The sequence below is a fragment of the Noviherbaspirillum sp. genome (assembly GCF_035254685.1).
Taxonomy (GTDB): domain Bacteria; phylum Pseudomonadota; class Gammaproteobacteria; order Burkholderiales; family Burkholderiaceae_D; genus Noviherbaspirillum.
The window spans coordinates 276,250-300,476 of the sequence record NZ_DATFAI010000022.1 but is presented as its reverse complement, the minus strand read 5'-3'; the positions used below and the strand labels follow the sequence as shown (position 1 = coordinate 300,476).

Annotated in this window: 26 protein-coding genes; 7 read left to right on the top strand and 19 right to left on the bottom strand. The window is 58.6% G+C overall.

Annotation, left to right across the window (positions count from 1 at the left end):
- Positions 1-113 precede the first annotated feature (113 nt).
- The gene (locus VJ698_RS09340; RefSeq protein WP_324102469.1) at positions 114-584 is read left to right on the top strand and encodes a fasciclin domain-containing protein; all 471 of its coding nucleotides are present in this window, start codon (positions 114-116) and stop codon (positions 582-584) included.
- A gap of 53 nt (positions 585-637) precedes the next feature.
- On the opposite strand, the gene VJ698_RS09335 is transcribed toward VJ698_RS09340, so the two are convergent.
- Positions 638-2,626: an SDR family oxidoreductase gene (locus VJ698_RS09335; RefSeq protein WP_324102468.1), complete on the bottom strand. Its 1,989-nt coding sequence runs from the start codon at positions 2,624-2,626 to the stop codon at positions 638-640.
- Positions 2,627-2,833: 207 nt separating this feature from the next.
- Between VJ698_RS09335 and VJ698_RS09330 the strand changes: the two genes are divergently transcribed.
- The 5 genes from VJ698_RS09330 (at position 2,834) to VJ698_RS09310 (ending at position 7,073) form a co-directional block, all read left to right on the top strand.
- Positions 2,834-3,370: a phasin family protein gene (locus VJ698_RS09330; protein WP_324102467.1), complete on the top strand. Its 537-nt coding sequence runs from the start codon at positions 2,834-2,836 to the stop codon at positions 3,368-3,370.
- A 166-nt stretch (positions 3,371-3,536) separates the two neighbouring features.
- Positions 3,537-4,790, top strand: a complete 1,254-nt coding sequence (locus VJ698_RS09325) for a patatin-like phospholipase family protein (RefSeq protein ID WP_324102466.1) — start codon at positions 3,537-3,539, stop codon at positions 4,788-4,790.
- Positions 4,791-4,865: 75 nt separating this feature from the next.
- Entirely contained in the window at positions 4,866-5,531 is a 666-nt protein-coding gene (locus VJ698_RS09320) for a TetR/AcrR family transcriptional regulator (protein WP_324102465.1), read from the top strand.
- Positions 5,532-5,541: 10 nt separating this feature from the next.
- Positions 5,542-6,315 (top strand): tetratricopeptide repeat protein, encoded by a 774-nt coding sequence (locus VJ698_RS09315; protein WP_324102464.1) that lies wholly within the window; start codon positions 5,542-5,544, stop codon positions 6,313-6,315.
- Between the two features lie 164 nt (positions 6,316-6,479).
- A complete protein-coding gene (locus VJ698_RS09310) occupies positions 6,480-7,073 on the top strand; it encodes a TIGR00730 family Rossman fold protein (RefSeq protein ID WP_324102463.1) in 594 nt (197 codons plus the stop codon).
- A gap of 23 nt (positions 7,074-7,096) precedes the next feature.
- On the opposite strand, the gene VJ698_RS09305 is transcribed toward VJ698_RS09310, so the two are convergent.
- Genes VJ698_RS09305 through VJ698_RS09275 form a run of 7 tightly spaced genes read right to left on the bottom strand, consistent with a single transcriptional unit; the run spans position 7,097 to position 13,380 of the window.
- Positions 7,097-8,278 (bottom strand): tetratricopeptide repeat protein, encoded by a 1,182-nt coding sequence (locus VJ698_RS09305; protein ID WP_324102462.1) that lies wholly within the window; start codon positions 8,276-8,278, stop codon positions 7,097-7,099.
- Positions 8,275-9,168 carry an ExeA family protein gene (locus VJ698_RS09300; protein WP_324102461.1) on the bottom strand — a complete coding sequence of 298 codons (894 nt, stop codon included), beginning with the start codon at positions 9,166-9,168 and terminating at the stop codon, positions 8,275-8,277. The genes VJ698_RS09305 and VJ698_RS09300 overlap by 4 nt, the downstream gene beginning before the upstream one ends.
- Positions 9,169-9,170: 2 nt before the next feature.
- On the bottom strand, positions 9,171-10,937 hold the full coding sequence (mshL, locus tag VJ698_RS09295; protein WP_324102460.1) for a pilus (MSHA type) biogenesis protein MshL: 1,767 nt from the start codon (positions 10,935-10,937) through the stop codon (positions 9,171-9,173).
- Position 10,938: 1 nt separating this feature from the next.
- Positions 10,939-11,349: an MSHA biogenesis protein MshK gene (locus VJ698_RS09290; RefSeq protein WP_324102459.1), complete on the bottom strand. Its 411-nt coding sequence runs from the start codon at positions 11,347-11,349 to the stop codon at positions 10,939-10,941.
- Positions 11,334-12,056, bottom strand: coding sequence for an MSHA biogenesis protein MshJ (locus VJ698_RS09285; RefSeq protein WP_324102458.1), 723 nt, complete (start codon positions 12,054-12,056; stop codon positions 11,334-11,336). Before VJ698_RS09285 ends, VJ698_RS09290 begins: the two co-directional genes overlap by 16 nt.
- A complete protein-coding gene (locus VJ698_RS09280) occupies positions 12,053-12,745 on the bottom strand; it encodes a PilN domain-containing protein (protein ID WP_324102457.1) in 693 nt (230 codons plus the stop codon). Before VJ698_RS09280 ends, VJ698_RS09285 begins: the two co-directional genes overlap by 4 nt.
- Positions 12,742-13,380: an agglutinin biogenesis protein MshI gene (locus VJ698_RS09275; RefSeq protein ID WP_324102456.1), complete on the bottom strand. Its 639-nt coding sequence runs from the start codon at positions 13,378-13,380 to the stop codon at positions 12,742-12,744. Before VJ698_RS09275 ends, VJ698_RS09280 begins: the two co-directional genes overlap by 4 nt.
- Between VJ698_RS09275 and VJ698_RS09270 the strand changes: the two genes are divergently transcribed.
- Positions 13,366-13,830, top strand: coding sequence for a hypothetical protein (locus VJ698_RS09270; RefSeq protein WP_324102455.1), 465 nt, complete (start codon positions 13,366-13,368; stop codon positions 13,828-13,830). The genes VJ698_RS09275 and VJ698_RS09270 overlap by 15 nt on opposite strands.
- Before the next feature lie 16 nt (positions 13,831-13,846).
- Here VJ698_RS09270 and VJ698_RS09265 read toward each other — a convergent pair whose 3' ends face one another.
- From VJ698_RS09265 to VJ698_RS09220, 11 genes are all read right to left on the bottom strand, one after another.
- Entirely contained in the window at positions 13,847-14,359 is a 513-nt protein-coding gene (locus VJ698_RS09265) for a DUF6701 domain-containing protein (RefSeq protein ID WP_324102454.1), read from the bottom strand.
- Positions 14,310-14,603: a DUF6701 domain-containing protein gene (locus VJ698_RS24595; RefSeq protein ID WP_414691137.1), complete on the bottom strand. Its 294-nt coding sequence runs from the start codon at positions 14,601-14,603 to the stop codon at positions 14,310-14,312. The genes VJ698_RS09265 and VJ698_RS24595 overlap by 50 nt, the downstream gene beginning before the upstream one ends.
- Complete coding sequence (locus VJ698_RS09260; protein ID WP_324102453.1) at positions 14,555-16,756, bottom strand: tetratricopeptide repeat protein; 2,202 nt, start codon at positions 16,754-16,756, stop codon at positions 14,555-14,557. Before VJ698_RS09260 ends, VJ698_RS24595 begins: the two co-directional genes overlap by 49 nt.
- A 6-nt stretch (positions 16,757-16,762) precedes the next feature.
- Positions 16,763-17,506, bottom strand: coding sequence for a class I SAM-dependent methyltransferase (locus VJ698_RS09255; protein WP_324102452.1), 744 nt, complete (start codon positions 17,504-17,506; stop codon positions 16,763-16,765).
- Positions 17,503-17,787, bottom strand: a complete 285-nt coding sequence (locus tag VJ698_RS09250) for a hypothetical protein (RefSeq protein ID WP_324102451.1) — start codon at positions 17,785-17,787, stop codon at positions 17,503-17,505. The genes VJ698_RS09255 and VJ698_RS09250 overlap by 4 nt, the downstream gene beginning before the upstream one ends.
- Positions 17,788-17,854: 67 nt before the next feature.
- Positions 17,855-18,262: a type II secretion system protein gene (locus VJ698_RS09245; RefSeq protein ID WP_324102450.1), complete on the bottom strand. Its 408-nt coding sequence runs from the start codon at positions 18,260-18,262 to the stop codon at positions 17,855-17,857.
- A 59-nt stretch (positions 18,263-18,321) separates the two neighbouring features.
- Positions 18,322-18,807 carry a type II secretion system protein gene (locus VJ698_RS09240; RefSeq protein WP_324102449.1) on the bottom strand — a complete coding sequence of 162 codons (486 nt, stop codon included), beginning with the start codon at positions 18,805-18,807 and terminating at the stop codon, positions 18,322-18,324.
- 150 nt (positions 18,808-18,957) lie between these two features.
- On the bottom strand, positions 18,958-19,518 hold the full coding sequence (locus VJ698_RS09235) for a type II secretion system protein (RefSeq protein WP_324102448.1): 561 nt from the start codon (positions 19,516-19,518) through the stop codon (positions 18,958-18,960).
- Between the two features lie 7 nt (positions 19,519-19,525).
- Complete coding sequence (locus VJ698_RS09230; protein WP_324102447.1) at positions 19,526-20,755, bottom strand: type II secretion system F family protein; 1,230 nt, start codon at positions 20,753-20,755, stop codon at positions 19,526-19,528.
- A gap of 56 nt (positions 20,756-20,811) precedes the next feature.
- A complete protein-coding gene (locus tag VJ698_RS09225; RefSeq protein ID WP_324102446.1) occupies positions 20,812-22,515 on the bottom strand; it encodes a GspE/PulE family protein in 1,704 nt (567 codons plus the stop codon).
- Between the two features lie 97 nt (positions 22,516-22,612).
- On the bottom strand, positions 22,613-23,854 hold the full coding sequence (locus tag VJ698_RS09220; RefSeq protein ID WP_324102445.1) for a cystathionine gamma-synthase family protein: 1,242 nt from the start codon (positions 23,852-23,854) through the stop codon (positions 22,613-22,615).
- Positions 23,855-24,227 lie beyond the last annotated feature (373 nt).

The following is a 24,227-nucleotide window of genomic DNA, read 5'->3' as shown; positions in this document are numbered from 1 at the left end:
TGCGGCCTGAGAACACCAGACATGGAGAGCGTTGTCACATGCGAAAGCCACGACAACGTTGCACTTCCTCAATACAAAAATCTTACTTATTTTCCCGAGACAAGGAGTCCGTCATGAAGCGTTCCTTCGCTGCCATCGCCTCGGCCCTCGCATTGACGCTGGCTGCGTCCCCCGCCCTTGCAGCCGACCTGATGGAGACCGCTGCGGCCTCGGCCACGTTCAAGACTTTCTTGGCGGCGGCCAAAAAGGCAGGCCTGGCCGAGACACTGAAAAGCCAGGGACCGTACACGGTGTTCGCGCCGGGCGATTCCGCGTTCAAGAAATTGCCTCCGGACAGGCTTGATGCGCTGATGAAAGACAAGACCAGGCTGGCTGAACTGCTGAACCATCATGTGATTCCGGGCAAGGTCCTGATTGCCGACGTCAAGCCGGGAAAGGTGCAAACAATCCAGGGTGATTCACTCACATTGACGTCGGATAACGGCAAGGTGACAGTGGACAACGCCAACGTGATTCAAAGCGATGTACTCGCGGACAATGGCGTCATCCATGAAATTGACACGGTCGTTCTGCCGTCTGAATAAAGACGGTGGGGGCCCGAAGAACAGCATTGGGCGGACGATGTCCGCCCGCAGTCTTAGAAGTGCACGCCGCGCAGCAACTGCTGCAGAGCGATCTGGTCGGCGCTCATCTGCGGCGCTTTCTTGTTGCCGTCCTGTATGGCAGCGCTGGAATCCGGGAACATGCGGAAGCTGGTGTTCATGATGACCTGCGCCACGCGCGGCAGCAACGCATGCATGACTTCACCGAGGATGCCGAGGCGCGTGGCGATGCGTACCGGTTTGTCGACGATGGCCTGCGCAATCATGTCGGCGGCATCCTCCGGACACAGTGTCGGGACATTCTGGTAAATGCTGGTCGGCGCAATCATCGGTGTACGCACCAGCGGCATGTTGATGGTCGTGAACCTGATGTTCAGGTCGGCGAATTCGGATGCCGCGCAGCGCGTCCAGGCATCCAGCGCTGCCTTTGATGCGACATAGGCCGAAAAACGCGGCGCATTGGTCAGCACGCCGATCGAGGAGATGTTGATCACATGCCCTCGCTTCTTCTCGATCATCTTCGGCAGCAGGCCCATGGTCAGGCGCAAGGCACCGAAATAGTTCAGCTGCATGGTGCGCTCGAAGTCATGGAAGCGATCGAAGCTCGACTCGATGCCGCGGCGGATGGAGCGGCCGGCGTTGTTCACCAGGATATCGACCCCACCGTGGTCTTCGATCAAGCGCTGCACGAAGCGATCGCAGTCCGTCATGTCGGACACGTCGATGCGATAGGTGACCACATCGAAACCGCGATCGTTGATTTCCTTCTTCGCGGCCGCCAGCTTGTCTTCATCGCGACCACAGATGATCGTGATGGCACCCGCTTCCGCCAGCTTGCGCGCAGCGGCCAGTCCAATGCCCGATGATCCTCCCGTAACAAGCGCCACTTTGCCGGCGACCTGGCCGCGTAGCGTGCGATCGATGAACAGGTCCGGATCGAGGTTGCGTTCCCAGTAGTCCCAGATGCGACAGGCGTAGTCTTCCAGGCGCGGGCACTTGATGCCGCTGCCTTTGAGCGCAGCGACTGCGTCGCGATTGTCGAAGCGTGTCGGATAGTTGATGAACTGCAGCACGTCGTCTGGCAGGCCAAAGTCCTTCATGATCGCGTTGCGCAAGCGGCGTACCGGCGTCAGCGCCATCAGGCCGGATTTGACTGACCTGGGTATGAAGCCGAGCAGCGCCGCGTTGATGCGCAGGCTCATGGTGGGCGCATGGGCGGCGCGTGCGAAGGTATTGAGCACATCGCCGACGCGCATCGGCTCGGGATCGGTCAGGTGGAAGCAGTTGCGGTCCAGGTCCGGCTGATGCGCGATGCAGTCCATCGCATCGACCACATAATCGACGGGGACGATGTTGATGCGCCCGCCTTCCAGCCCGATGGTCGGCATCCAAGGCGGCAGGATCTGGCGAATGCGCTGGATCAGCTTGAAGAAGTAGTACGGCCCGTCGACCTTGTCCATCTCGCCAGTGTGCGAGTCACCCACCACCATACCGGGGCGGTAAATGCGGAATGCGCCCTTGTATTCACTGCGAACGATCTTCTCGGATTCATGCTTGGAAGCGAAGTACGGATGGTCGAGGTTTTCCGCCTCCTCGAACATGTCCTCGCGGAAAATCCCTTCAAACAGGCCGGCCGCGGCGATCGAGCTGACGTGGTGCAGGCAGCCCGCATTGATGGCGGCAGCGAGGGCGATGGTGTTACGCGTACCGTCGATATTGATCGCCATTTGCTCATCGGCGTCGGCCTTCAGGTCGTAGATGGCAGCGAGATGGAAGAAGTGGTCGATGTGCCCGGACAGGCTCCTGATCTCCTCCTGTGAGACACCGAGCGTTGGCGAGCGCAGGTCGCCGCAGACAGGGATGGCGCGCGACTTCGAGACGCCCCAGTATTCAAGCAGGTCAGGCAGCTTTCCCATGCTCTCTTCGCGCATGAGGAAGTACACGACGCTGCCTTTGCGGGCGAGGAGTTTCTTGACGAGCCGCTTGCCGATGAACCCGGTGGCGCCTGTGACGAAATACTGCATCTTCATCCCCTTGTATGCTGTGTTGACAAGCCTTGCATCATTGCAGGCCGGACTGTCATTAGCAAGCGGCTCGCGGGCATGGCGCCATCATTTAGAACGGGTGCTCTACGGCTTTAGAATGCCATCTCGATTTTTTCCTCTTAAACTGTTTTCATCAAAAAGCGCGTCGGATGAACCGGCGACTCGGCTTACTCACGAACGGAGAGCATGATGGTAAAGAAACTGAAGGCACTGGCTAATTCTGATGACAACCAACTGGCCGACGCAGTACGCACTTCTGCGCAGCAGATCTGGCAGGCCGGCCTCGGCGCCTTCGCCAAGGCGCAGGAAGAAGGCGGCCGTGTGTTCGCGAAACTCGTCAAGGAAGGCACGGCGCTGCAGAAGCGCACCCAGCAGCTCGCAAACGGCAAGGTCGGCGAAGTCAGCGACACCGTATCCAAGATGGCCGACAGCGTCAGCAAGCAGGCAGCGGGTTCCTGGGACAAGCTGGAAAAGGTCTTTGAAGACCGTGTGTCACGCTCCCTGAAGAGCCTCGGCGTTCCGACACAAAAGGACATCCAGGCCCTGACCAAGCGCGTCGAAGAATTGAACAAGGCTGTCGCGGCGCTGTCGGGCAAGAAACCCGCCGCCTCCCGCACCGCCAGCAAGACTGCCACCCGGAAAGTTGCCGCCAAGCCTGCCGCGAAGAAGACTACCCGAGCAGTGGGGAAAAAAGCAGTGGCAAAAAAAGCAGCCGCGAAGTAATTGCCGCGACGCTTCTGCGCCGATAGCGCAATCCAGAAGGCTTGTGACACCACAAGCCTTTTTCACGCCTGTTGCAATCGGCGATATGGGTACTACATTTGATTGAAAGGGGTCATATCGCGTATTGCGGTATGGACTTGCCAGATCAGCATCGTACCTGAGTTATATGACAGCCAAACGAACTTCCAGAACACTTTCCCCGCACCCGGCTCCGCGACGCGGCCCTACCCGCCCGGCTCCGCGCGTCGGGCTGGCGCTTGCCGGTGGCGGCCCGCTCGGCGCTGTCTATGAAATCGGGGCGCTGGCGGCGCTCGAGGAATCGATCGAAGGCCTCGACCTGAACGATGCCGCCATCTACGTCGGCATCAGTGCCGGCGGCATCGTTGCGGCCGGCCTTGCCAATGGCATCACACCGCATGAAATGTGCAGGCTGTTTGTCGAAAGCGATACCAGGCATGGCGACGAGGAGTTGTTCAAGCCGGAAATCCTGCTCCGCCCGGCCTGGGAAGAGTTCGGTATCCGCGTCGCGGCCTTTCCGATCCTGCTCATCAGCGGTCTTTACCATTACCTCCGCCGGGGCGGAAAATCCAGTATCGCCAATTCGCTGGAACGCATCAAGAGCGCCCTGCCAACGGGCATACTGTCAGGCGAAGGCATTCATGAATTCATGCAGAAGGCGTTTTCCGTCAAGGGGCGGACCAACGATTTCCGCAAACTGAAGCACCGGCTGGTCATCGTCGCAACCGATCTCGACTCCGGTGAGCCGATCCGATTCGGCCATCCGGATTTCGATCATGTGCCGATTTCCAAAGCCGCGCAGGCAAGCGCCGCCGTACCCGGGTTATTCCCGCCGGTGGAAATCGACGGCCGCTATTTCGTCGATGGCGCATTGCGCAAGACGCTGCATGCGTCGATCGCGCTGGATGAAGAAGTCGACCTCGTCCTGTGCCTGAATCCCATCGTGCCCTATAACGCCCGCTCGCTCCATCCGGCGGGCAAGGTCGCACAGGGCGGTCTGCTCTCCGTGCTGTCCCAGTCACTGCGCGCCATCATTCACTCGCGGGTTGAAATCGGGCTGGCGAACTATTCAGTGAAATATCCGGGCTCCGACATCCTCCTGATCGAGCCCAGCACGGAAGACGCGGACATGTTCTTCACCAACCTGTTCAGCTATACAAGCCGGCGCCGCATGTGTGAAAACGCGTACCAGAACACGCGCATGATGCTGTGGCAGCGACGCACGCAAATCGGCCCGATGCTGGAACGTCATGGACTGAGGCTCAAGCTGTCAGTTCTGCGCGACACGAGTCTGACCCTGGTCAAGAAGCCGACAAATGAAAAGGAGGATCGTTTCGGGATCAATCGTTTGACGGACACGCTCGACAGCCTGGAGCGACATCTGAAGATCGTCGCGGGCTAATGACTCGCACTTGTGGAATGTTTTATCGGTGATATGCTAGTCGAAAAATCAAAACAGCACCGGGAGGCAACTAGCATGCTACACAAGGCTCCTCGCCGCACGCGCGAGCGCATCCTCGAACTGTCACTTCGCCTGTTCAACGAGTTTGGCGAGCCCAACATCACCACCACCGTCATCGCCGAGGAAATGAACATCTCCCCCGGCAACCTGTACTACCACTTCCGCAACAAGGACGACATCGTCAACTCGCTGTTCGCGCAGTTCGAGGCTGAGATCGGACGCATGCTGTCCATCCCGGAGGGCCGCCGCCCGAACATGGAGGACGTATGGCTGTACCTGCACCTGAGCTTCGAACTGGTGTGGCGCTACCGCTTCTTTTACCGTGACCTGAGTGACCTGTTGTCGCGCAACCGCAAGCTGGAATTGCATTTCAAGCAAATCCTGGCGCACAAGACCAAGGTCGCACGGGAGCTATGCATCGGGCTGCGAGAGGACAAGGCGCTGGAGGCGACCGACAGGGAAATCGACGCGCTGGCGACCAATATCGTCGTCGTCGGCACTTACTGGCTGTCGTATGAATACGTGCGCAATCCGCGCAAATATACCGAGCAGGAGGCCATGGCCGATGCGCTGGCGCGCGGCTGCTACCAGGTACTCGCTCTGATCGGCCCCTACCTGCGTGGCGAGACGCAGCTGCTGTTCGAGAAACTCGCCGAGGAATATCTAAAAAAACTTAAATAAGGAAAACACCATGGCGTGGAGCAAATTCCCCTATCCCGACGATGCATACACCTACAGCCCGGCAAGCTTGAAGAAAGCATGGGCACGGCTGCATGCCGGCGATGCGGAGCCGTTTCCGAAGGACGCGGCGCTGGTCGATGCGTGGATCGCGTTCCACGCGGGGGAATTTGAAAAAGCGGCCAAGCTCGGACTCGAGCAAGGCATGGCCGGCTATGCGGTCGCGAACAAGGCGACCGCGATCTATGCCAACTATCTCGAGAAGTCTGAAAAGAAGAAACTGGCCCTCTTCGAGCAGGTAGCGCAACGCTGCGAGGAGCAGCAGAAGGAACAGCCGAAGAATCCCGCGGCATGGTACTGGCACGCCTACTCCCTCGGTCGCTATGCGCAGGGTATCTCGATCGTCAAGGCGCTTTCGCAGGGTATCGGCAACAAGGTCAAGCACAGCCTCGACATGACCATCAAGCTCGCACCCAAGCACGCCGACGCGCACATCGGCCTCGGCACCTACCACGCTGAAATCATCGACAAGGTTGGCGCGATGATCGGCGGCCTGACCTATGGTGCGAAGAAGGAGGAAGGCATCAAGCTGTTCAAGGCAGCGCTCAAGCTCAACCCTGACTCCGCCATCGCCCGCATCGAATATGCGAACGGCATGGTCATGCTTGAGGGTAAGAAGAAGATGGACGAGGCGATTGCACTGTATGAAGAAGCCGTCGCCTGCGAGCCGAAGGATGCGATGGAACGCCTCGACGTCGAACTGGCGAAGGACGAACTGGAAGGCTGACTGCCTTCGACGCATCCGGCATCCTCTTCACCTCCGGTGCGCCCAGCAAATTGCACCGCTTCAACGCATTTTTCCGGGCGCTCTTATAATTGGAACGAACGAAACTTCTCTTCCTGCAAGCGAGCCCAGCTCGCATTGTTAACTCGCATTTTCACTGGAATCCCATGAAGTCACTCTGCGTCTATTGCGGCTCCTCTGTCGGTGCCTCCCCGGAATATGCCGATGCCGCACGCATGCTTGCCAAAGCGATGGTCGACGACAACATCGGACTGGTCTACGGCGGCGGCAACGTCGGTCTCATGGGTGTCATCGCCGACGAAGTGATGCGCCTCGGCGGCGAAGCCACCGGCGTGATCCCGAAGGCGCTGATGGACAAGGAGGTGGGCCACATCGGGCTGACGCGCCTGCACATCGTCAAGGACATGCATGAGCGCAAGGCGTTGATGGCGGAGCTGTCCAGTGGATTCATTGCGATGCCGGGCGGTATCGGCACCCTCGAGGAATTGTTCGAGGTCTTTACCTGGTCGCAGCTCGGGTTTCACAACAAGGCGATCGGGCTGCTGAACGTGAACGGGTTCTACGATGGCCTGATCGCTTTTCTGCAGCATGTGGTCAACGAGCGCTTCCTGCGCGCGGAACAGGCCTCCATGCTAATTCACGAGTCCACGCCGGCGGCACTGATCGAACGGATCAAGGACTTCAAGCCGCAGTATTACGACAAGCTGCTGGATCCTGCAACTGCAGGCAAGGTAATCTAATGGTCCACATGATCCTGCGGCCGTCAGTGCTGTAACTGGATCAGCCTGCGTTCGACGAATGCCTGCAGCTCGGCTGTCAGGCTGCTGCTTGCCTTGGCGCGCCGGAACGCCTCCTGTGCCTCGGGCACACGATGTTCCGATTGCAGGGAAATCCCCAGGCCCATCCACCAGACGCCGTTCTGCGGCGCCTTTTGCACTGCCTGCAAGTAGTGCTCGATGGCCTTCTTGTGCTGTTCATCGCGTTGCAGCAGCGCCGCCAGGAATGCCTGGTAGTCGGCCCGCTCGGCACCGGAGGGTAAGCTGTGTTCCAGCGTTTCGATGGCGGGGCGCAGCTCACCTTTGTCCAGTTGCAGGCGCGCGGCGATCATGGCGAGGCCGGGCTGGGCCGAATCGAGTGCCAGTCCTTCGCGCGCCTTTTTCAGGGCATCATCCTGCCGCTTGTTCTCCAGCAGGGCGCCGATCAGCGCCTGACGCGCGGCTGCGTGATTCGCATCCATCTGCAAGGCCTGCTCAAGTCCTGCAATCGCGTCTGCCATCTTTCCCTGCTCGAGCAAATTGATTGCCTTGCGATATTCATTCTCTGCCCGCTGCTGCGCAGTAAATTCCTTGAACTGTTTCTGCACCGGCGGCGCCACATCAGGCGCCCTGGCGGGGGGCGCATCGGCAAGCTTTTTCGCTACCGGCACGATCCTGGCAACATCGGGAACGGCATTGGAGGGCGCAGGCTTGACCGGCTCTTTGACTGTGACAGGGCGGCCCGCAGGCACCTGCTTTTCAGGCTGCTTCGACATAGCCGGGGTTTCCCTGGCTGGTGCCGGCTGTTCCTGTGGTTGTGGTTGTGGTTGTGGTTGTGGCTCCGCTTCTTTCGATTCGGCCGGCACGGCTGTCGACGAAGCCGGAGCACCAACCTGGCCCGTTGCCTGCTGCGGCGTGGTAGCTTCCGGCACGGATGGCGGTGCATCCATATTGGCATCCAGCTTGAGCGGCAGGCGCACGGCTTGCGCAGGAACTGGCGGCGGTGAACGAAGGAGAACCCACGCCACCACACCCGCCAGCGCGCCAGCCAGCGCGAGCGCAACCCACCATGCCGGATGAATGCCACGACGCTCGGCAACGGCCCTCACCTGCTGGCCAAATGGGCTGGTGCCGCCCGGCTCGACGCGGCGTGCATCCAGCTCCTGCAACATCTGGTTGATCAGACTCATCTGAAATAAGCCCATCCTGCGCCGGTGCCAGCGAGCAGCAACAACACTCCGCCTGCCCAGACCCAGGGCCAGATGCTCTTCTTTGCCGCCCCGGTATCGCTTGCTGCCGCCTTCACATGGCGTGTCTGTATCTGCTGTTTACCTTCGCCAAACGCAAGCATGAGCGACTTGTGGGAAAGGATGTTCACCAGCCGGGGAATCCCGCCGCTGGCGGCATGGAGCGCGCGTACGGCACCGCGATTGAACAGCCTGCTTCCCGCGTATCCGGCCACGCTGAGACGGTGCGCGACGTAAAACTCCATGTCATCCTTCGTCAGCGGCCCCAGATGATAGTGGAAGCCGATGCGCTGGTTCAACTGACGAATGGCTTCCTGCTCCAGCTTCCTGTTCAACTCGGGCTGGCCAAACATCACGATCTGCAGCAGCTTGCGCTTTTCGGTTTCAAGATTCGTCAGCAGCCGCAATGCTTCCAGCGTCTCGATCGGCATTGCCTGAGCTTCGTCGAGACACAGCACCACGCGCTTGCCCTCGCGGGCGAGCACTAGCAGGCGGTGATTGATCGCCTTCAGCAGGTGGTGCTGGTCGACATCCTTTTCCTGCGGGATTTCGAGTTCGTCCGCCAGCGCGAGCATCAATGCGCGCGGCTCCAGGAAGGGATTGGGTATGTAGGCGGTGACGAAGGCCTTGTCGAGCGTCGACAGGAACTTGCGGCACAACAGCGTCTTGCCGACACCGACTTCGCCGGTGATCTTGATGAAGCCCTCGCCATTCTTCGTCGCGACGAGCAAGGTGTTCAACGCCTCCTGATAGTTGGAGCAGGCGAAGAAGAAGCTGGTGTCGGGAGTGATGCCGAATGGCAGTTCACGCAGGCCAAAGTGCGCTTTGTACATGACTACCTTGTTTCCAGTGATATGCCGGCGCGCGGCTCCAGCGCCTGGATGCGCCGCTGGCTTTCGGCCATGTCCTGCGCCCAGGTGCTGCTGCCCTGAACGATGGTCGGCTTCAGCAGGATGACCAGCTCGCGCTTCTGGGTGAGCCGGTTGTTGTTGCTGAACAGGCCGCCGAGCACCGGCAGGTCGCCGGCTCCCGGGATCTGCGAGCGGTCGGACGTCGACGCTTGCCGCATCAGGCCACCGATCGCCACAATCTGCCCGTCCTGGCCGCGCACAACGCTGTCTGTTTCCGACACGGTGCTGGAAGCAAGGGGCAGGCTGAAAGAGCCCGCGGTCCCCAGGTTCAGCGGCTTGTCCACGGTCGTGACGTTACTGACCGAGGGATGGATGTGCAGGATGATGTTGCCGTCTTCGTCGATCTGCGGCGTGACGTCCAGCGCTACGCCGGAGAAGAAGGGCTGGACTGTCACGCTTGGGCTGGTCGTCGTCGTGGTGCCGGTGGCAACGGTGCTCGAACTGATGTTGGTAACGAAGAACTCATCCTTGCCGACCTTGAGCACCGCCTTCTGGTTGTTCAGCGTGGCAATGCGCGGGCTCGACAGCACATGCACTGAGCCTTGGGTCTCGAGGAAGGAGATCAGCGCAGCGAAATTGTTGGTCTGGAAGGCGAGTCCGAACAGTGATCCGGCTGCACTGCCCGCGACTCCAAGATCGAGCGCGGTGTTGGCTGTAACCGTCGCATTGCCCACAGCGCCGGTAGTCGGATTGGTACTGTTGACGGTGGTTGTCAGCGTATTCAGTCGTGCGGCAGAAGCAAGGCTGGTTCCGGGTGACAGGAAGCCGGTCGCGACACGGTTGTCGCCGATACCCGTGATCGAGGCGAATGAAGCCCAGTTAATGCCGTTCTGGAAGCTGTCGTTCAGCTGCACTTCCAGAATCTTCGCCTCGAGGATCACCTGGCGGTCCACGGCCAGCTGCGCGGCCTTCAGGTAGGCATTGACGCTCTTCAGCTCGTCCCACATTGCGCGCACCACCACCACGCCGGATTGCGGGCTGACCACGACGCTGCGTCCCTCCTTGTTGCCGACGATCGCCTCAAGCGATGCCTTCAACTCGCTCCAGAAATCGCTGCTGGACGTGGTGCTGATCTTGCTGCTGTTGAGCGCCTGGCTGGTAGTGCCGGAACCGGGTGCCGGCAGGGTCTGGCCACCGGCCTGCGCGGGGCTGGCGCCGGAGGTCGATGCATCGCTCACCGAGCCCGAAGTCACGCGGATATCCGATGTACCCTTGCGGTTGGCGGTCAGGTAATTGACCGTGAATACGCGGGTCTGCAGGGTCAGCGGCTTGACATAGATGCGCGTTCCGTCGACCTGATAGTCATAGCCGTACAGTTCGCGGATGGCGTCCAGCGCCTCGAACAAGGTGACATCTTTCAGGTTGGCTGACAGCGTACCCGTCACGTCCGGATGAACGAGCATGCTGTAGCGCGTCCCGGAGGCGATCGCCATGAAGAACTGGGCGGCGGGGACATTGTTGAGCGCCAGGCTGAAGCGCTCTTCCATCGGTTTCTTCGGCTTCGGCAATTCGATGCTGATCGGCGGCAGCAGGGCGGCGGATACGGCATCAGGGCGCGATTGCGCTTGCTTCGACGCTTCTTCCGTCGCCTTTTTCATTTCGGCGGAGATCAGGTCGTAAGTCTCGCGCCTGGGTGAAGACTCGCACCCGAGCAGACTTGACGCAATTGCAATTAATATAATTCTTTTCATTCTAGGATGTGCCCTTGTTACCACCTTTTGCCCGCTGCGGCGTCGCTGCACCGCGGCCGGGCTGCTTTTCGATATTCGGGAAAAGCTTCAGCGCCTGCTGCTCCCTGCCATTGCGTAACAAGACCTCACTTTCGGTAATCCTGACAACCGTTGCTTCGCCAACCTTGTCCCCCGCTTTCACCGTCCTGCCGTTGATGATCGCCTCGGCCCGGTGCGACGAAATCAGGATCGACTGCAACACCGGCCCCGTGGCCACTTCGCCTGCCTGTGCGTCGGCATTCACCACCGCCGGCGGACGCGTCGGGTCGGTCAAGGCCTGTGCCGCGGCTTGCAGCGATCCGCCGCATAGCAGCGCCACGGCCAAATTGCGAATGACGGCTTTTCCGGCAGCCATGTTTATATATTGAGCCATTTTTTGTCCAGGCTCAAAGTATAAAGTGTCAAGGTCAGCGTGGCCTTTGGATATTCATCTGTCTCCAGCTTCGCCTTTCCCCAAAACAGCTGCCACGGCATGGATTCGAGCTGGGCAAGGTAATCGAGCATGTCCATGTACCCGCCCTGCACCACGATCTCTACGCCGTGCCGGTAGATCGATTCCCCGGCAGGTTTTTCCGCAGCAGCGGAAGCGGCTGGCTTGCTGGCGGACCGGACGGCGCTCTCTTCCACCGCCGCTTTTGCCTGCGGCAGGGCTTCGGTCACGCCGGAGACGGGCAGTGTGGTCAGGGACACCAGACGCAACCTGCCATTCCTTTTCAGGATGTCCTCCAGCAGCGCAGCCATCCTGTCCGGCGGGACAAGCCCCTTCTGCACGCCCTGCAGCGTCGACTGCATCTGCACCAGCTGCTGCTTCAACTGCTGCAGCCGCGCCTTGTTCTCCCTGTCAGGATCGGCACTTTGCGCGGTCATCTTCTGCTGGATCTCGGCCTGCATCGCAGCGATCTTCCCCTGCTCCTGTTTGATGCGCTCGGAGAGCTGCTTCTGCTTCGCGTATTGCGGATCGAGCAGCGCCGTATTGACCAGCACCACCAGGATCAGTGCCGACATCATGAAAATGATCGCGCGTTCGCGCAGCGTCAGCGCGTCGATCTTCAGTGCGGTGCGTTGCCAGTACTGCTTCATTGGTTCGCCGCTCCGGGAGTGCCGGCCCTGCCGTCCTTCATTGCGCCAGAGGATTGCAGGCTGAATTCGATATACGCAGGCTGATGTGGCTTCGCTGTGGCGGATGCCGCTGCGACTTTCTCCTTGTCGCCCGGTTCGGATGGTGGCAAACGCATATCGAGCGCAGCAAACGACTTTCCCTGCAGCACAGCTTCGTTCCTGAGCCTGCCGATATAGGCCGGCACCAGGCCAGGTTGCAGCGCACGTCCGCGAATCGCGATTTCGCTTCCGGCACCCTCAATGCTGAAGCCTGTCAGCCACAAACCATTCACGATCTGGCGCGCGAAGGCACGCAGGTATTCCGCATAACCCTTCGTGTTGCCGAACTCGCCCTTCTGCAGGATCGCGAATACCTGCTGCATCGATTTCACTTCCGTTTCCGTCCGGTGCAATTCCTCTTCCAGCGCCTTGCTCTTCTGCGCCGGCCCGTAACTCGCATTCACCTTGGCCAGCTGCGCCTGGACCAGCGCCAGTTGTGACGTCGTCAAAGCCGCTTCCCTCTCCTGCGCCTTCACCTGGTAATAAGCATAGGCGCCCACCAGCAGACACCCCCCCAGGATCATGCCAAGCGCCTGGATCATGGTCACAGCGGAAAAATACTTTTTCTGCTTGAGGAAGATCGGATTGAAGAGATTGATCTGCTGACTCACAGCGCCTTCTCCTCATGGCGCAGCGCCGCCCCCAGTGTCAGGAAATGACGCTGCTGCGCTTCCGGCGACCTGAGTTCGGCCGCCTTCGAAATATCCAGGACCGTTTCGAGGTTCAATGCCTCCACAGGCAGATAAAGGTTCGAAGCAAGATAAGCCTGCAGGCCCGACTCCGCCAGCGACGGGGACAGCACGAGTTTTGCGATGGTGATGAAGTGGTATTGCCGGTCGAAGTGATCCAGCGAACGCTGCAGCTCCAGGGTGATACGGTCGAACACAGCGGCATTCTGCTCGGCGTCCGGCTGCGCGAACTGGTCTGGCGTAACGTCAATGCGGCGCGCGAGATAAAGCTCGCCCGCATAAGACACGGTCAGCAGACCGCCTTCCGCATCGAACGAAAGGAAAGCGAGGCCGCGCCCTTCCGGTTCCAGCAGCGCCGCGATATTACGCTGCGCCATCTCGGGGATATCGATCACGCTCAGCGGAATCTTCGCATCGCTGAACAAGGTCTGCCGCTGGCTTACCAACTGGTTACGCGCAGCAACGGCGTACATCGAGTGATTACGTGAAGGCGCGTTCTTGTCGAGGGGCACATCCAGCACGTCGATGGTGGCGTCATCGACATGGAAGTCCAGCATGTCCTTCAGCCGCCAACGGACCGCCGTCTTCAGTTCATCCGGCGGCACATTCGGCGCATCGACGGAAAGGATCTGGTATTCGCCGGCCGCGAGCAAGTTGGCACATTGATAGCGATTCGCGTGCAGGTCCTTTGCGGCTTTCTCCAAAGCAACCAAATCAGAATTTTTTTCGAGAGGAAAAAAGGCCAGCAGTTCCACCGAGGGTGGGCCAGAAGGAGAACGTTTGACACAGGCTGCGCTGATGCCTTCTTTCTGCAGGCGAATGGCAAGCAAACCGGCAGTTTTCTTGGCTTTTGCGAAAAACCCCATATCCGTGTTTCATCTGAGAATTTGACTGAAGTTAAGTTAATAACCTATTGCTGTCAATCATTTTTCCCGGATCGGGCCCTTGTAGCCACAACGATTTCCATGGGGCAATTTACCACCAAATTTTTGGATGGTTTTGGATAGGCTTGCGTACAATTTTTTAGTACATCTCCCGGATATAAATGACGGGGCCGGACTTGTAGACGCCGAAGGTGGCACGGCCGGAATTTGCCGGCAAATAGGGAAACGTTGTTGTCGTGAGGTCTACGCTGCCATCATATTTGCCGTCGCCACCGCTCGGCTTTGCCAGCCGGAAGACGCCCGTCCCATTATTGAATACCACTGGCGTGGCTGGAGAGATAGCCACTTCATTCAAGGCGAGGTTCTTCTTCGGGTTGCTGATGCTCACGGCGCTCGTCGCGAACGTCGTGGCGTCATCAAGAGAGTTGGTGAGATACGTGCTCCCGTTCCAGTATTGTGTGCTGACATGGATCGGCAGCGGCAGCAATTCCGAACCGTATTCACTGGAAAAGATCAGGCGCCCGAGACGGCTCTTGCTCGTAAAAACAAGCTTGCGCTCATTCACCGAATTGGCACCTGCGTCGAAGTCCAGATGGTGAACATCAGAAGAACCCGCAGCTGGCCGGGATGAAACGGCCGACAAACTGGTCATAAGTTCCGCTTGTGACGATCACGTCGCCAGCGCCAAGGTAGTCAGCATCCAGGATGCTGGAGCGAAGGCTGATGATGCCAACCTCATCCCAGTTGAATGCAGTGTCGGTCGCCACTCCACTATTGAAGGTGCCGAATGAACCTGTGAAGGTTCCGCCATTACCGCCGGTCGGCGCGATCAGTGTGGAGGTGAGCTTTACGCGAACATCAACAGACTTTCGTCTGCTAGCTTCTCGCCTTTGCACCAGGCCTGCCACATTCGTCGGTATAGCGCCTCAAGGTCGTCGACAAATTGGTCAGCTTGACGCAGCGGACTGCCAGCCATAAGTGGGCGGATTCTGTCGCGCAATTCGGTAATACGTGATGGATTTCTCGCGAGTGCTATCGCACCGGCGATATACGCCTTAATGTCCTGGAATGCCAATTCCTCCGCTAATCCAATGTTCGCCAAGGCAGAAATTGTCTGCCGTGCGACCACGCTATTACCTGCAATGGTTATCACCGGCACGCCCATCCACAAGGCTTCCAAGGTCGTCATGCCCCCGTTGAAAGGAAAGGTGTCGAGGGCAATATCGACATCACCGTATTGCATGAACATCTCACTATGAGATGATCCCTCTCGCAACTCTATTCTATCCGGGTCGATACCTAACTTTGCAAAGCGCTCGCTCACAAGCTCCGTAACCATCGTATCAGCCAAAGCCCCCGCTTTTAGCAGAAGGCGACTATCCGGCACTGCACGAAGTATTTGTGCCCATGCTTCGGCAACCTCGTCGGTAATTTTGGACAGGCGATTAAACGAGCCGAACGTGACCCTTCCGGACTTCAGTAGCGGCGGTGGTACGACATCAGGCGTGTATTCAGGGGGGCCGTAACAGAAGCGGGTATGCGGCATAAAAACCGGCGTTTCGGAAAATAATTGTCCGCTTCCAATCGGCGTGGTATAGGGGTCGGTAATGAAGTAGTCGATCGACGTAAGCCCAGTAGAGTGGAAGTAGCCAATCCATTCAACCTGCACCGGCGCCGGCCGACGTGCGAAAACAAGTAGACGATTGTGAGCAGTGTGACCTGAGAGATCGACCAAGATGTCGATTTCCGCTTTGCGTATAAGGTCGACCACCTCCTCGTCACTCAGGAAAAAGATATCCTCCCACTTATCCACCGCATCGCGAAGGTCAGGCAGGAGATCTTCGGAGCGGCTCACCATGGAGAAGCAGTGGACCTCAAATTTATCCTTGTCGTGATAGCGAAGCACGTCCCTTAACAAAAATCCGACAGGATGCCGAATGAAATCACCGGATATGTAACCGATGCGCAACTTACGTGAGGGATTACGATCGTGCGCAGAAAAATCTACTGATTTCAGTAGCGGTGTTTCAAAGCGGGTTGCCCATTCTCGATGCTTGCGGAAAACTTCATGCCGCTCGAGCCCTGAAAGATTGTTGCTTTCAAAAAGTACATTCGAAGCCATCCCGGTCTGGGTATTGTCGAGCCTAACCACCTGTTCATAAAGCTTCAATGCTTCCGCGGCATTCCCACTAGCACTTAAGCAAGATGCCAAGGTTACCAAAGCATTGATGTTGTCCGGTTGACGGTCCAGAACTCGCCGTGCCAGATCCTTGGCTTTGGCGAGGTGGCCCGAAGCTTGGTGCGCCGCAGCGAGCAGCCCCATATGGTGAACCGTCTCGCCGCGCTCCTTGATCTGACGTTCTAGATACCCGATCGCATTGATCAAATCATCCCGTGATCCAAGGAGTGTGGCAAGATTAAAATGTGCCTCAGCATAGCGCGGCCGAAGCTCCAGAGCTTTTTTGTACTGTTTGATGCCCTGTTTTGCCTTGCCGGTGTGGATGAGGATATTCCCGAGATTCAGGTAAGCTTCGGCACGATCAGGCTCGTCTACAATCAATTGTTCAGCCGCTTTGCGAGCATCGTTATACCGGGCCAACTCGAATAAGGCGGCAACCTTGTTTAGCCTGGCCTCGAAGAACTCAGGTGTACAAATAAGTGCCCGATCAAACCATTCAAGCGCTTCTTGGGCGCGACTTTGCGCGATGCACAGCTCACCCAGATTGCTCAGTGCCTGAGGGTATTTCGGCTTTAACGCGACCGCCCGCTCATAGGATGTACGCGCAAGCTCAAAATCGTCATTTTGACGATATGCGGCGCCGAGCGTACACCATAGACTCGGGTCATCAGGCTTGAATTGAAGCGCAGTTTCCAGCTGAGATATCGCTTCGGCAAGCTTTCCACGTTCGAGCGCCCGCCGGGCTATAGCGTGCATCGCCTCGATGTCTCCTGAATGCGCGATGCGGGTGTCGATAGTGTTTGCCACATCGTTCAGCCCGCGACTCTCCAACCAGCGAGCGATCCAACGCATCACGCGTTCAAACGGCATAATAGTTCAAGCGACGACCGGCAGATATTGTGCCGCCAGCGCCGCTATTTCCTCCGTAGTGCGAGGTGATTTACTACCCAACACCCAAAGATCAAAACCGTCTGGGCGACGAATACCATATACGGACGCAAAACTCGCCTCACGCAATGCCGCCAACAATGTGGAAAGCGTGAATCCGCAGTGATGCGACATCCATTGCGGATTGGCCTCAACAAAGGGACGATAACTGAAAACCATGTCGAATGGCGTAATCGGGCCGGCAGCAGACATATACGCAGTGTCGAACATTCTGTCCTCGGAAATCATTTGCGCTGCCGCCTGCAAGTCGGGGCAAGCCACAACGAGAAAACCATCATCACGCAGGACTCGAAAGAACTCCGCGAGAGTACGCGGCACATCATGCCAATAGAGATGTTCTATCCCATGCGATGAAAATACTGCATCAACGGATTTGCTCGGTACAGACGGCATTTCAGTCATAGAACCTACTATGTCCGGCGCCACCGTTTCGTCGGCGTCAAGTCTGATTTCACTCCATGTAGGCCGACTGAAGCCCGAAAGGCCGATGTGGTCAATCGTTGCATGTCCGCAGCCAACATGCAGGAGCAATTTTTTTCCAGTAGCCGATCTTCGGAATACGCCATCATGCGAAGTCACCTGCAGGGCCGGAATTGACAATCCGTGACGATTACGAAAGCGTTCCAGCCAGCTGTGCGCATAACGCGCGGCGAATTCTCGTAGAAAACTCATTTTTCGCCTGAAAAGGCGCTAAGAATGAGCGAGAAGACAACCTTGCGGACGATATCCGCATGAATTCCAGCTGCAATCAGTTTCTGCTGCAAGAGATAGGCCGCCTTGGCGCGTGCAAGGAATCCTAGCGAATGACGGCGCCGGATTTCTCTCGCCTCAGCGTGAAATTGATTGAGCGCCTTCAGCCATGCATCTTCGCTCATGCGTTTGTTCTTGCTGGGCGGCGCTGCGCGCATAAAGGCTTGTTCCAGTGCCACCGCTGCATCCGCTGCTTTACTCAACGCTATCCCCTGAAATACAAAGGCGCCGATCCGAAACCGGCCGGCGCCACAAACAAGACAAATAAAATCAGCCTGTGCAAATGATTGTCGCCGTTGCGGTATTTGCAGAAGTACCGCCGCTATAGCTGAGCGTCGCCTTTGCGGTTGCTCCGGCGTTGGAGCCGCTGCAGCTGGCCTCGGTCCCGATCACAAACTTTGTAGAGTCCCAGCCAGTCACATTCCCCGTCAAAGCAGCGGCGCCACTAGCACTCGTCACGCGAATGACGTCAGATCCGCCTGTTCCCCTGACCACCGATGCACTGTAATTGATAGCAGAATACGAACTCAACGCACCTGCTGCCCCCTGAACCGCCGCAGTTCTTGCATCAGACTGAAGGTCAACAAACTTCGGCAACGCCGTCGCCGCCAAAATACCCAAGATCACAATCACCACGACCAATTCGATCAGGGTAAAACCGGACTGCTGCTTGTTCATACTTCCTCCTCTGGACAAAATTTTCTAACTTCTTGTTTATGCAAAATCGAATGGTGCGGTTATTGGCAATTTGCCGTAGTGATGTTTGCGTTGCTGTAGGCAGGTGCAAACGTTGCTGCTCCGTCCGGCACCGTGTAGGTCACCGAACAGCTCGAGCGCGATGAATCCGGTGTGACCGTGAATACTGTTCCACTGGTCTTCACCGGCACATACCCCTGAATCGCATTACCCGAATCATCAACAAGGCCAGCCGCGCGTCCGATCGACAGCAAGTCAGTCGTCGGATAGCCCAAAGCCATTGCAATGTTTCCGGTTGGCCCTTCCATCGTCACCGGGGACGATGGCGAAAGGTTCTGCGCCAACTGCAGCGCATGCGCGAGTGTCGCGGCTGCCTTGATCGATCCAAGCGCGGCATTCATCTTGGCAATGCGCGCTTCGGTCTGCAGCGCGGCAAACCGTGGCAATGCGAATGCCGCCAGGAGCGCAAGGATGCTAATGACGACAACCAGTTCAATCAAGGTGAAACCAGCCTGTCTCGTTCGCATGTATCTCGCTCGGTCAGTTATGCAATTCAGAAACACTATTGTCAACAGGAATTATATAGACACACGGAAAAAAATCACGCTCCAGATCAATTTTTTGCACCCGCTTTACGTCTTCCGACTCAACTTGCAACAAATTGTTTCCATGAGGAATTATTTAAGCCAAACGTAAGGCTCCACTAGTTCGAGACGAACAGTCACAACCCTGTTTTGTGTTTCGCTGATCGAGCCGGAGGTATCGCGCACAGCTATTACCCGTAGGCGAATACGCTTGTTTCCGGACTTGTCAGGCTCGAAATAATCGTCGTGGGTTACCCAGTACGTAAGCACGCGGTCATCCGTGTTGAATTGCCAGAAGCCCGGCTCCGGGCCAGCGTTTCCTGACACGACGTGGTAATTGCCAGGCCGCTCCTCCAGCCAGTCCATGGGGTTCTGCTGTTCCAGCGACGAAAACTCACGCGTGCGACCTTGGGCGATCAGGGTGGCCATCTGGATTCGCAGCGCGCTTTTCAGGCGGGCGATCGTGAATTCGGCGTTGGCTTTTTCAGCCAGCTCCTGGTAGAACCTGAGGCGGTCCATGAGGGACAGCGCAAATACCGAAATCAGGATAACTGCTGCCAGCAACTCCAGCAGCGAGAAGCCGCGCTCCCTTCTCATTGGATGAGGGCACAGGCCGCCGGCGAAGATGCGGCTGCCCTTTCCGCTTGCATGCACCTACCCATCATTTCTGCAGGGCTGCCTTGCCCAGGTCCCAGATCGGCAGGAAGACACCGAGCGCGAGGATCAGCACCAGGATGCCGAGGCCGACGATCAGGATCGGCTCGATCTGCGACGACAGCGTTTTCAGCTCGTAATCGACTTCCCGTTCGTACATCGCGGCGATCTCGTCCATCAGGTCGTCGATTTCGCCGGTCTCCTCGCCGATGGCGATCATCTGCAGCACGACCGGGGTGAACACGCCAGTCGTCACGGCCGTACGCAAGATGCTTTCACCACGCTCCACACCATCACGCATCTGCTCGACCCGGCTCGCGATGTAGACGTTGTCGACAGTCTGCGCCACCACATTCAATCCCTGCACGATCGGCACACCGCTCTTGCTGGAGAGCGCGAAACTGCGCGCGAAGCGCGCCAGCGCTGCCTTCAGAATGATCTTGCCGACAATCGGGAAACGCAGCTTGATCTTGTCCCATTTGAAGCGTCCTGCGGGAGTCGCGATGTACATCTTGAATGCGATCGCTGCACCGACCGCCGCGGCCAGGATCAGCGGCCAAAAATGGATGGTGAAATTGGACGTGTTGATGAGGATCTGCGTCATCAGCGGCAGCTTGGCGTTGAATCCGGCGTAGACCTTGGCGAAGGCCGGGATGACGAACAGATTGATGATGGCAATGGCGACCAGCATCGCGATGACCACGAACATGGGATAACGCAAGGCGGTCTTGACGCGCTCGCGCATGTCCCGCTCGAATTCGAGGTGGTCGAACAGGCGCAGGAAGATTTCTTCGAGACGCCCCGTGGTTTCACCCACGCGCACCATGCTCAGGAAGAAGGACGAGAACACGTCCGGATGGCGCCGCATGGCGGCCGAGAGTTCGCGGCCGGCGTCGAGCGATTCGCGCAAGTCCTTCACGACACGCGCGAAGGACTTGTTGATGGCCGATTCCTGCAATCCCGCCAGGCCGCGCATGATCGGGACGCCGGCCTTTAACAAGGTATAGAGCTGGCGGCTGAAGAGCTGAACGTCGATCGACCGGATCTTCTGTTCGGTCAGCTTTGCCCACCAGCCTTCTGCGGCATCCGTCACCGGCTTGCTCGTCACGGAGATTTCCACGGGCGTGACGCCGGTGCTGAACAGCTGGTCCGCCACCGCGCCGCTGTCGGCGCCTTCGAGGACGCCCTGCAGCATTTCTCCTCGGGCGTTGCGGGCTTTGTAGGCAAAGTACGGCACGTTGGTTCCTGGGTCGGCTCGTGGTCAGGAGGGCTTAATCGTTGCTTAATCGTTGCTTAATCGTCGAACTGGTTACTGATGCGCATTGCTTCCGATACGGTGGTCTTGCCGGCGACGACCAGCGCCACGGCGTGCCGGCGCAACGTCTGCCCCGCCATCTGCTCCTGCGCGACTTTCATGAAGTGCGCCGGGTCATGATGGTTGGCCGCAGTCGCCACCGCCTCGTTCATTTCAAGCATTTCGTACACACCGGTGCGTCCGTGATAGCCGGTGCCGTTGCAGTGCGTGCAGCCGCGGCCGTGCAGGTATCTACGGGCACTGACGGTGTCGCCAAGTTCGAACTTCAGCCATTCCTGCTCGCTCGGTTTCAGCGCATAGGGTTCGGCGCAGCTTTCGCAGATCACGCGCACGAGGCGTTGCGCGAGAACGGCCTGCAGCGATGTCGCGACCATGTAGCGCGGCACGCCCATGTCGAGCAGGCGGACCGGCGTGCTGACAGCGTCGTTGGTGTGCAGTGTGGAGAGCACAAGGTGGCCGGTGAGCGCGGCGCGCATGCCGATCTGGGCCGTTTCCTGGTCGCGCATTTCGCCGACCAGCACCACGTCCGGATCCTGGCGCAAGGCGGAACGCAACACGCGCGCAAAGGTGAGGTCGATCTTTTCGTTGATCTGCACCTGGTTCACGCCGGGCAGGCGGTATTCGACCGGGTCTTCGACCGTGATCAGCTTGCGCTCCATGCTGTTGAGCTCGGCCAGCGCGCCGTACAGCGTGGTGGTCTTGCCGCTGCCGGTGGGGCCGGTCACGAGCACGAGGCCGTTCGGGCGCTGCAGGATCGCGCGGAATTTTTTCACCATCGATGGCGGCATGCCGATCGAATCGAGCTTGAGGATGCCGCCGCTCTGGTTCAGCAAGCGCATGACCACCGATTCGCCGTATTGCGTCGGCATGGTCGAGATACGCACGTCTACCTGCTGCTGCTTCACCTTGATCGCGAAGCGCCCGTCCTGCGGCAGGCGTTTTTCTGATATGTCGAGACCGGACATCAGCTTCAGGCGCAAGGCGAGCGCCTGGGCGATCTTGCTGTCCGCTTCGGTCTGCAGATGCAGCACGCCGTCGATGCGGAAGCGGATCTGCAGGCGGCTTTCCTGCGGCTCGATGTGGATGTCGGATGCCCGCACCTGGCTCGCGTCGTCGAACACGGATTGCAGCAGCTTGACGACTGGCGCTTCTTCGATACCGGACGCCCCGCCGAGGCTGCCGAAGTCGACGTAGCTGTCGCCAAGATCCTGTTCGAGCTCGCGGGCGAAATCGGTGATCTCTTCAGTGCGGCGATAGATGCGATCGATCGTCTGCAGCAGCTCGCCCTCGTTGACGACGGCGAGTTCGATCGGCCGCTTGACGACGCGCGAAATCTCGTCATAGGCGAAGAGGTCGGTGGGGTCGGCCATCCCGATCAACAACGCACTGCCACGGGATTCCAGCGCGATGGCGCGGAAGCGCCGCGCCTGCGTTTCCGGAAGCGAGCGCACCACTTCCGGATCGATGTTGAAGAACTTGAGGTTGATGTAGGGGATGCTGAGCTGGCGGGCGAGCGCACCGGAAATCTGCTCTTCCGTCACCAGCCCGTTCTCAACGAAGACACGTCCAAGCTTCCGGCCAGTCCGCTTCTGCTCGCCTAGCGCGAACTGAAGTTGCTCTTCGGAAAGCAACTTCTGCTGCACCAAAATTTCACCGAGGCGGACCTTTTCCGGCCGTGCCATACGCGCTCCATGCAGGGGGATGATCCGCGTATTTTAGCCACAATCCACTTTCTCCAGCGAATTGTTTTTATTGGGAAATTCAGGTGTTTGTCGCTTTTCAGCCTTCCAGCGCCTGCCTGAAGTCCTCGACCAGGTCGGACGTATCCTCGATGCCGACCGACACGCGGATCAACGCTTCCGCAATCCCCATGCTGGCGCGGCGCTCTGATCCCATCTCGTAGAAGATGGTGTGCGCAACCGGGATGACGAGCGTGCGCGTATCTCCCAGGTTGCTGGCCGGAATGCCAAGCTTCAGGCGGTTCAGGTAATCGAAGCAGTCGATGCCCTCCTTCAACTCGAAGCTGAACAGGCTGCCATAGCCGCTGAACAGTTCGCTGGCGAGCTTGTGCTGCGGATGCGATGCGAGGCCCGGGTAATGTACTGCGGCGACGCGATCGTCGGCTTCCAGCATCTGCGCAATGGCAAGCGCATTGGTGCATTCCCGATCCAGTCGCAATGCCAGGGTCTCGGCGCCGACGGCAATGTGATGCGCCGCTTCCGGCCCAAGCGCGGCGCCGAAGTCGCGCAGGCTCTTGGCGCGGATCTGCGCCATGCCCCACTGCGCCGGCACGTAGCGCTTGTAGTTGTCGTAGATATTCGGGAATCGGGTCCAGTCGTACAGGCCGGTGTCGGTGATGCTGCCGCCCAGCGCAATGCCATGGCCGCCGATGAATTTGGTGAGCGCATTCACCACGAGGCTGGCGCCGACCATGCGGGGACGGAACAGGTAAGGCGAGGTCATGGTGTTGTCGACCACGTAGACGATGCCACGGTCGCGGCAAAGCTGGCCGATGCGTTTCAGGTCGGCGATCTGGGTGCGCGGATTGGCGATGGTCTCGACGAACACGATGCGCGTCGCCGGGGTGATGGCGGCCGCGACATTTTTCACGTCTGTCGCATCGACCATGGTGACATCGACACCCTGCCCGGCCACGGTTTGCCACAGGCTGTTGGTATTGCCGAAGAGGAATGATGACGACACGACATGGTCGCCCTTCCGCAGCAGCGCCTGCGCGATGGAGCCGATGGCCGCCATCCCCGTCGAGAAGCAGATGGTCGCAAGACCTTGTTCCATCTTCGTGACCTTTTCCTCCAGTGCAGAGACGGTGGGATTGCCCTGCCGCCCGTAGCGATAGCCTGGCTGCTTGCCCTGGAACACCTCGGCCAGCTGGCGCGCGTCGCGGTAACCGAACGCTACTGAGGTGTGAATCGGCTTGTGCAGCGAGCCGTGTTCGATCGGTTTCTGGCGGTCGCTATGCAGGATGGTGGTGGTGAATCCGTATTTTTTTGTATCAGTCATGGCAATAAAAAAAACCCGTTCAGCACGGGCTAAAACGGGTTGATGTCGAATCTGTAATCCGTTTTAGCAGCATTTGTTCGGAGCCTCGGCTCCGGCGCCCGCAAGCAGAATCAAATCGGCGCGGGCTTTATCCTATCGCAAAAAGGGGCGATCTCAAAATGCGCCAGGCAGAAGCGTTCGCAGGCTCAATCGTTCCACGCGCAAGCGATGGCTTCCCCACGGGCGGGGCGAACATTGTCAAAAAATTTTTGCACTAATTCATTCAATTGTGATCTTAGGTATCCGCGCCAAAAACCATGAGTGTCCGCAGCCCGGAATGGTGCCTTGCTTACCTTCCGGCAAGATACGCCGACAGATGCCGGCAGATTCAATG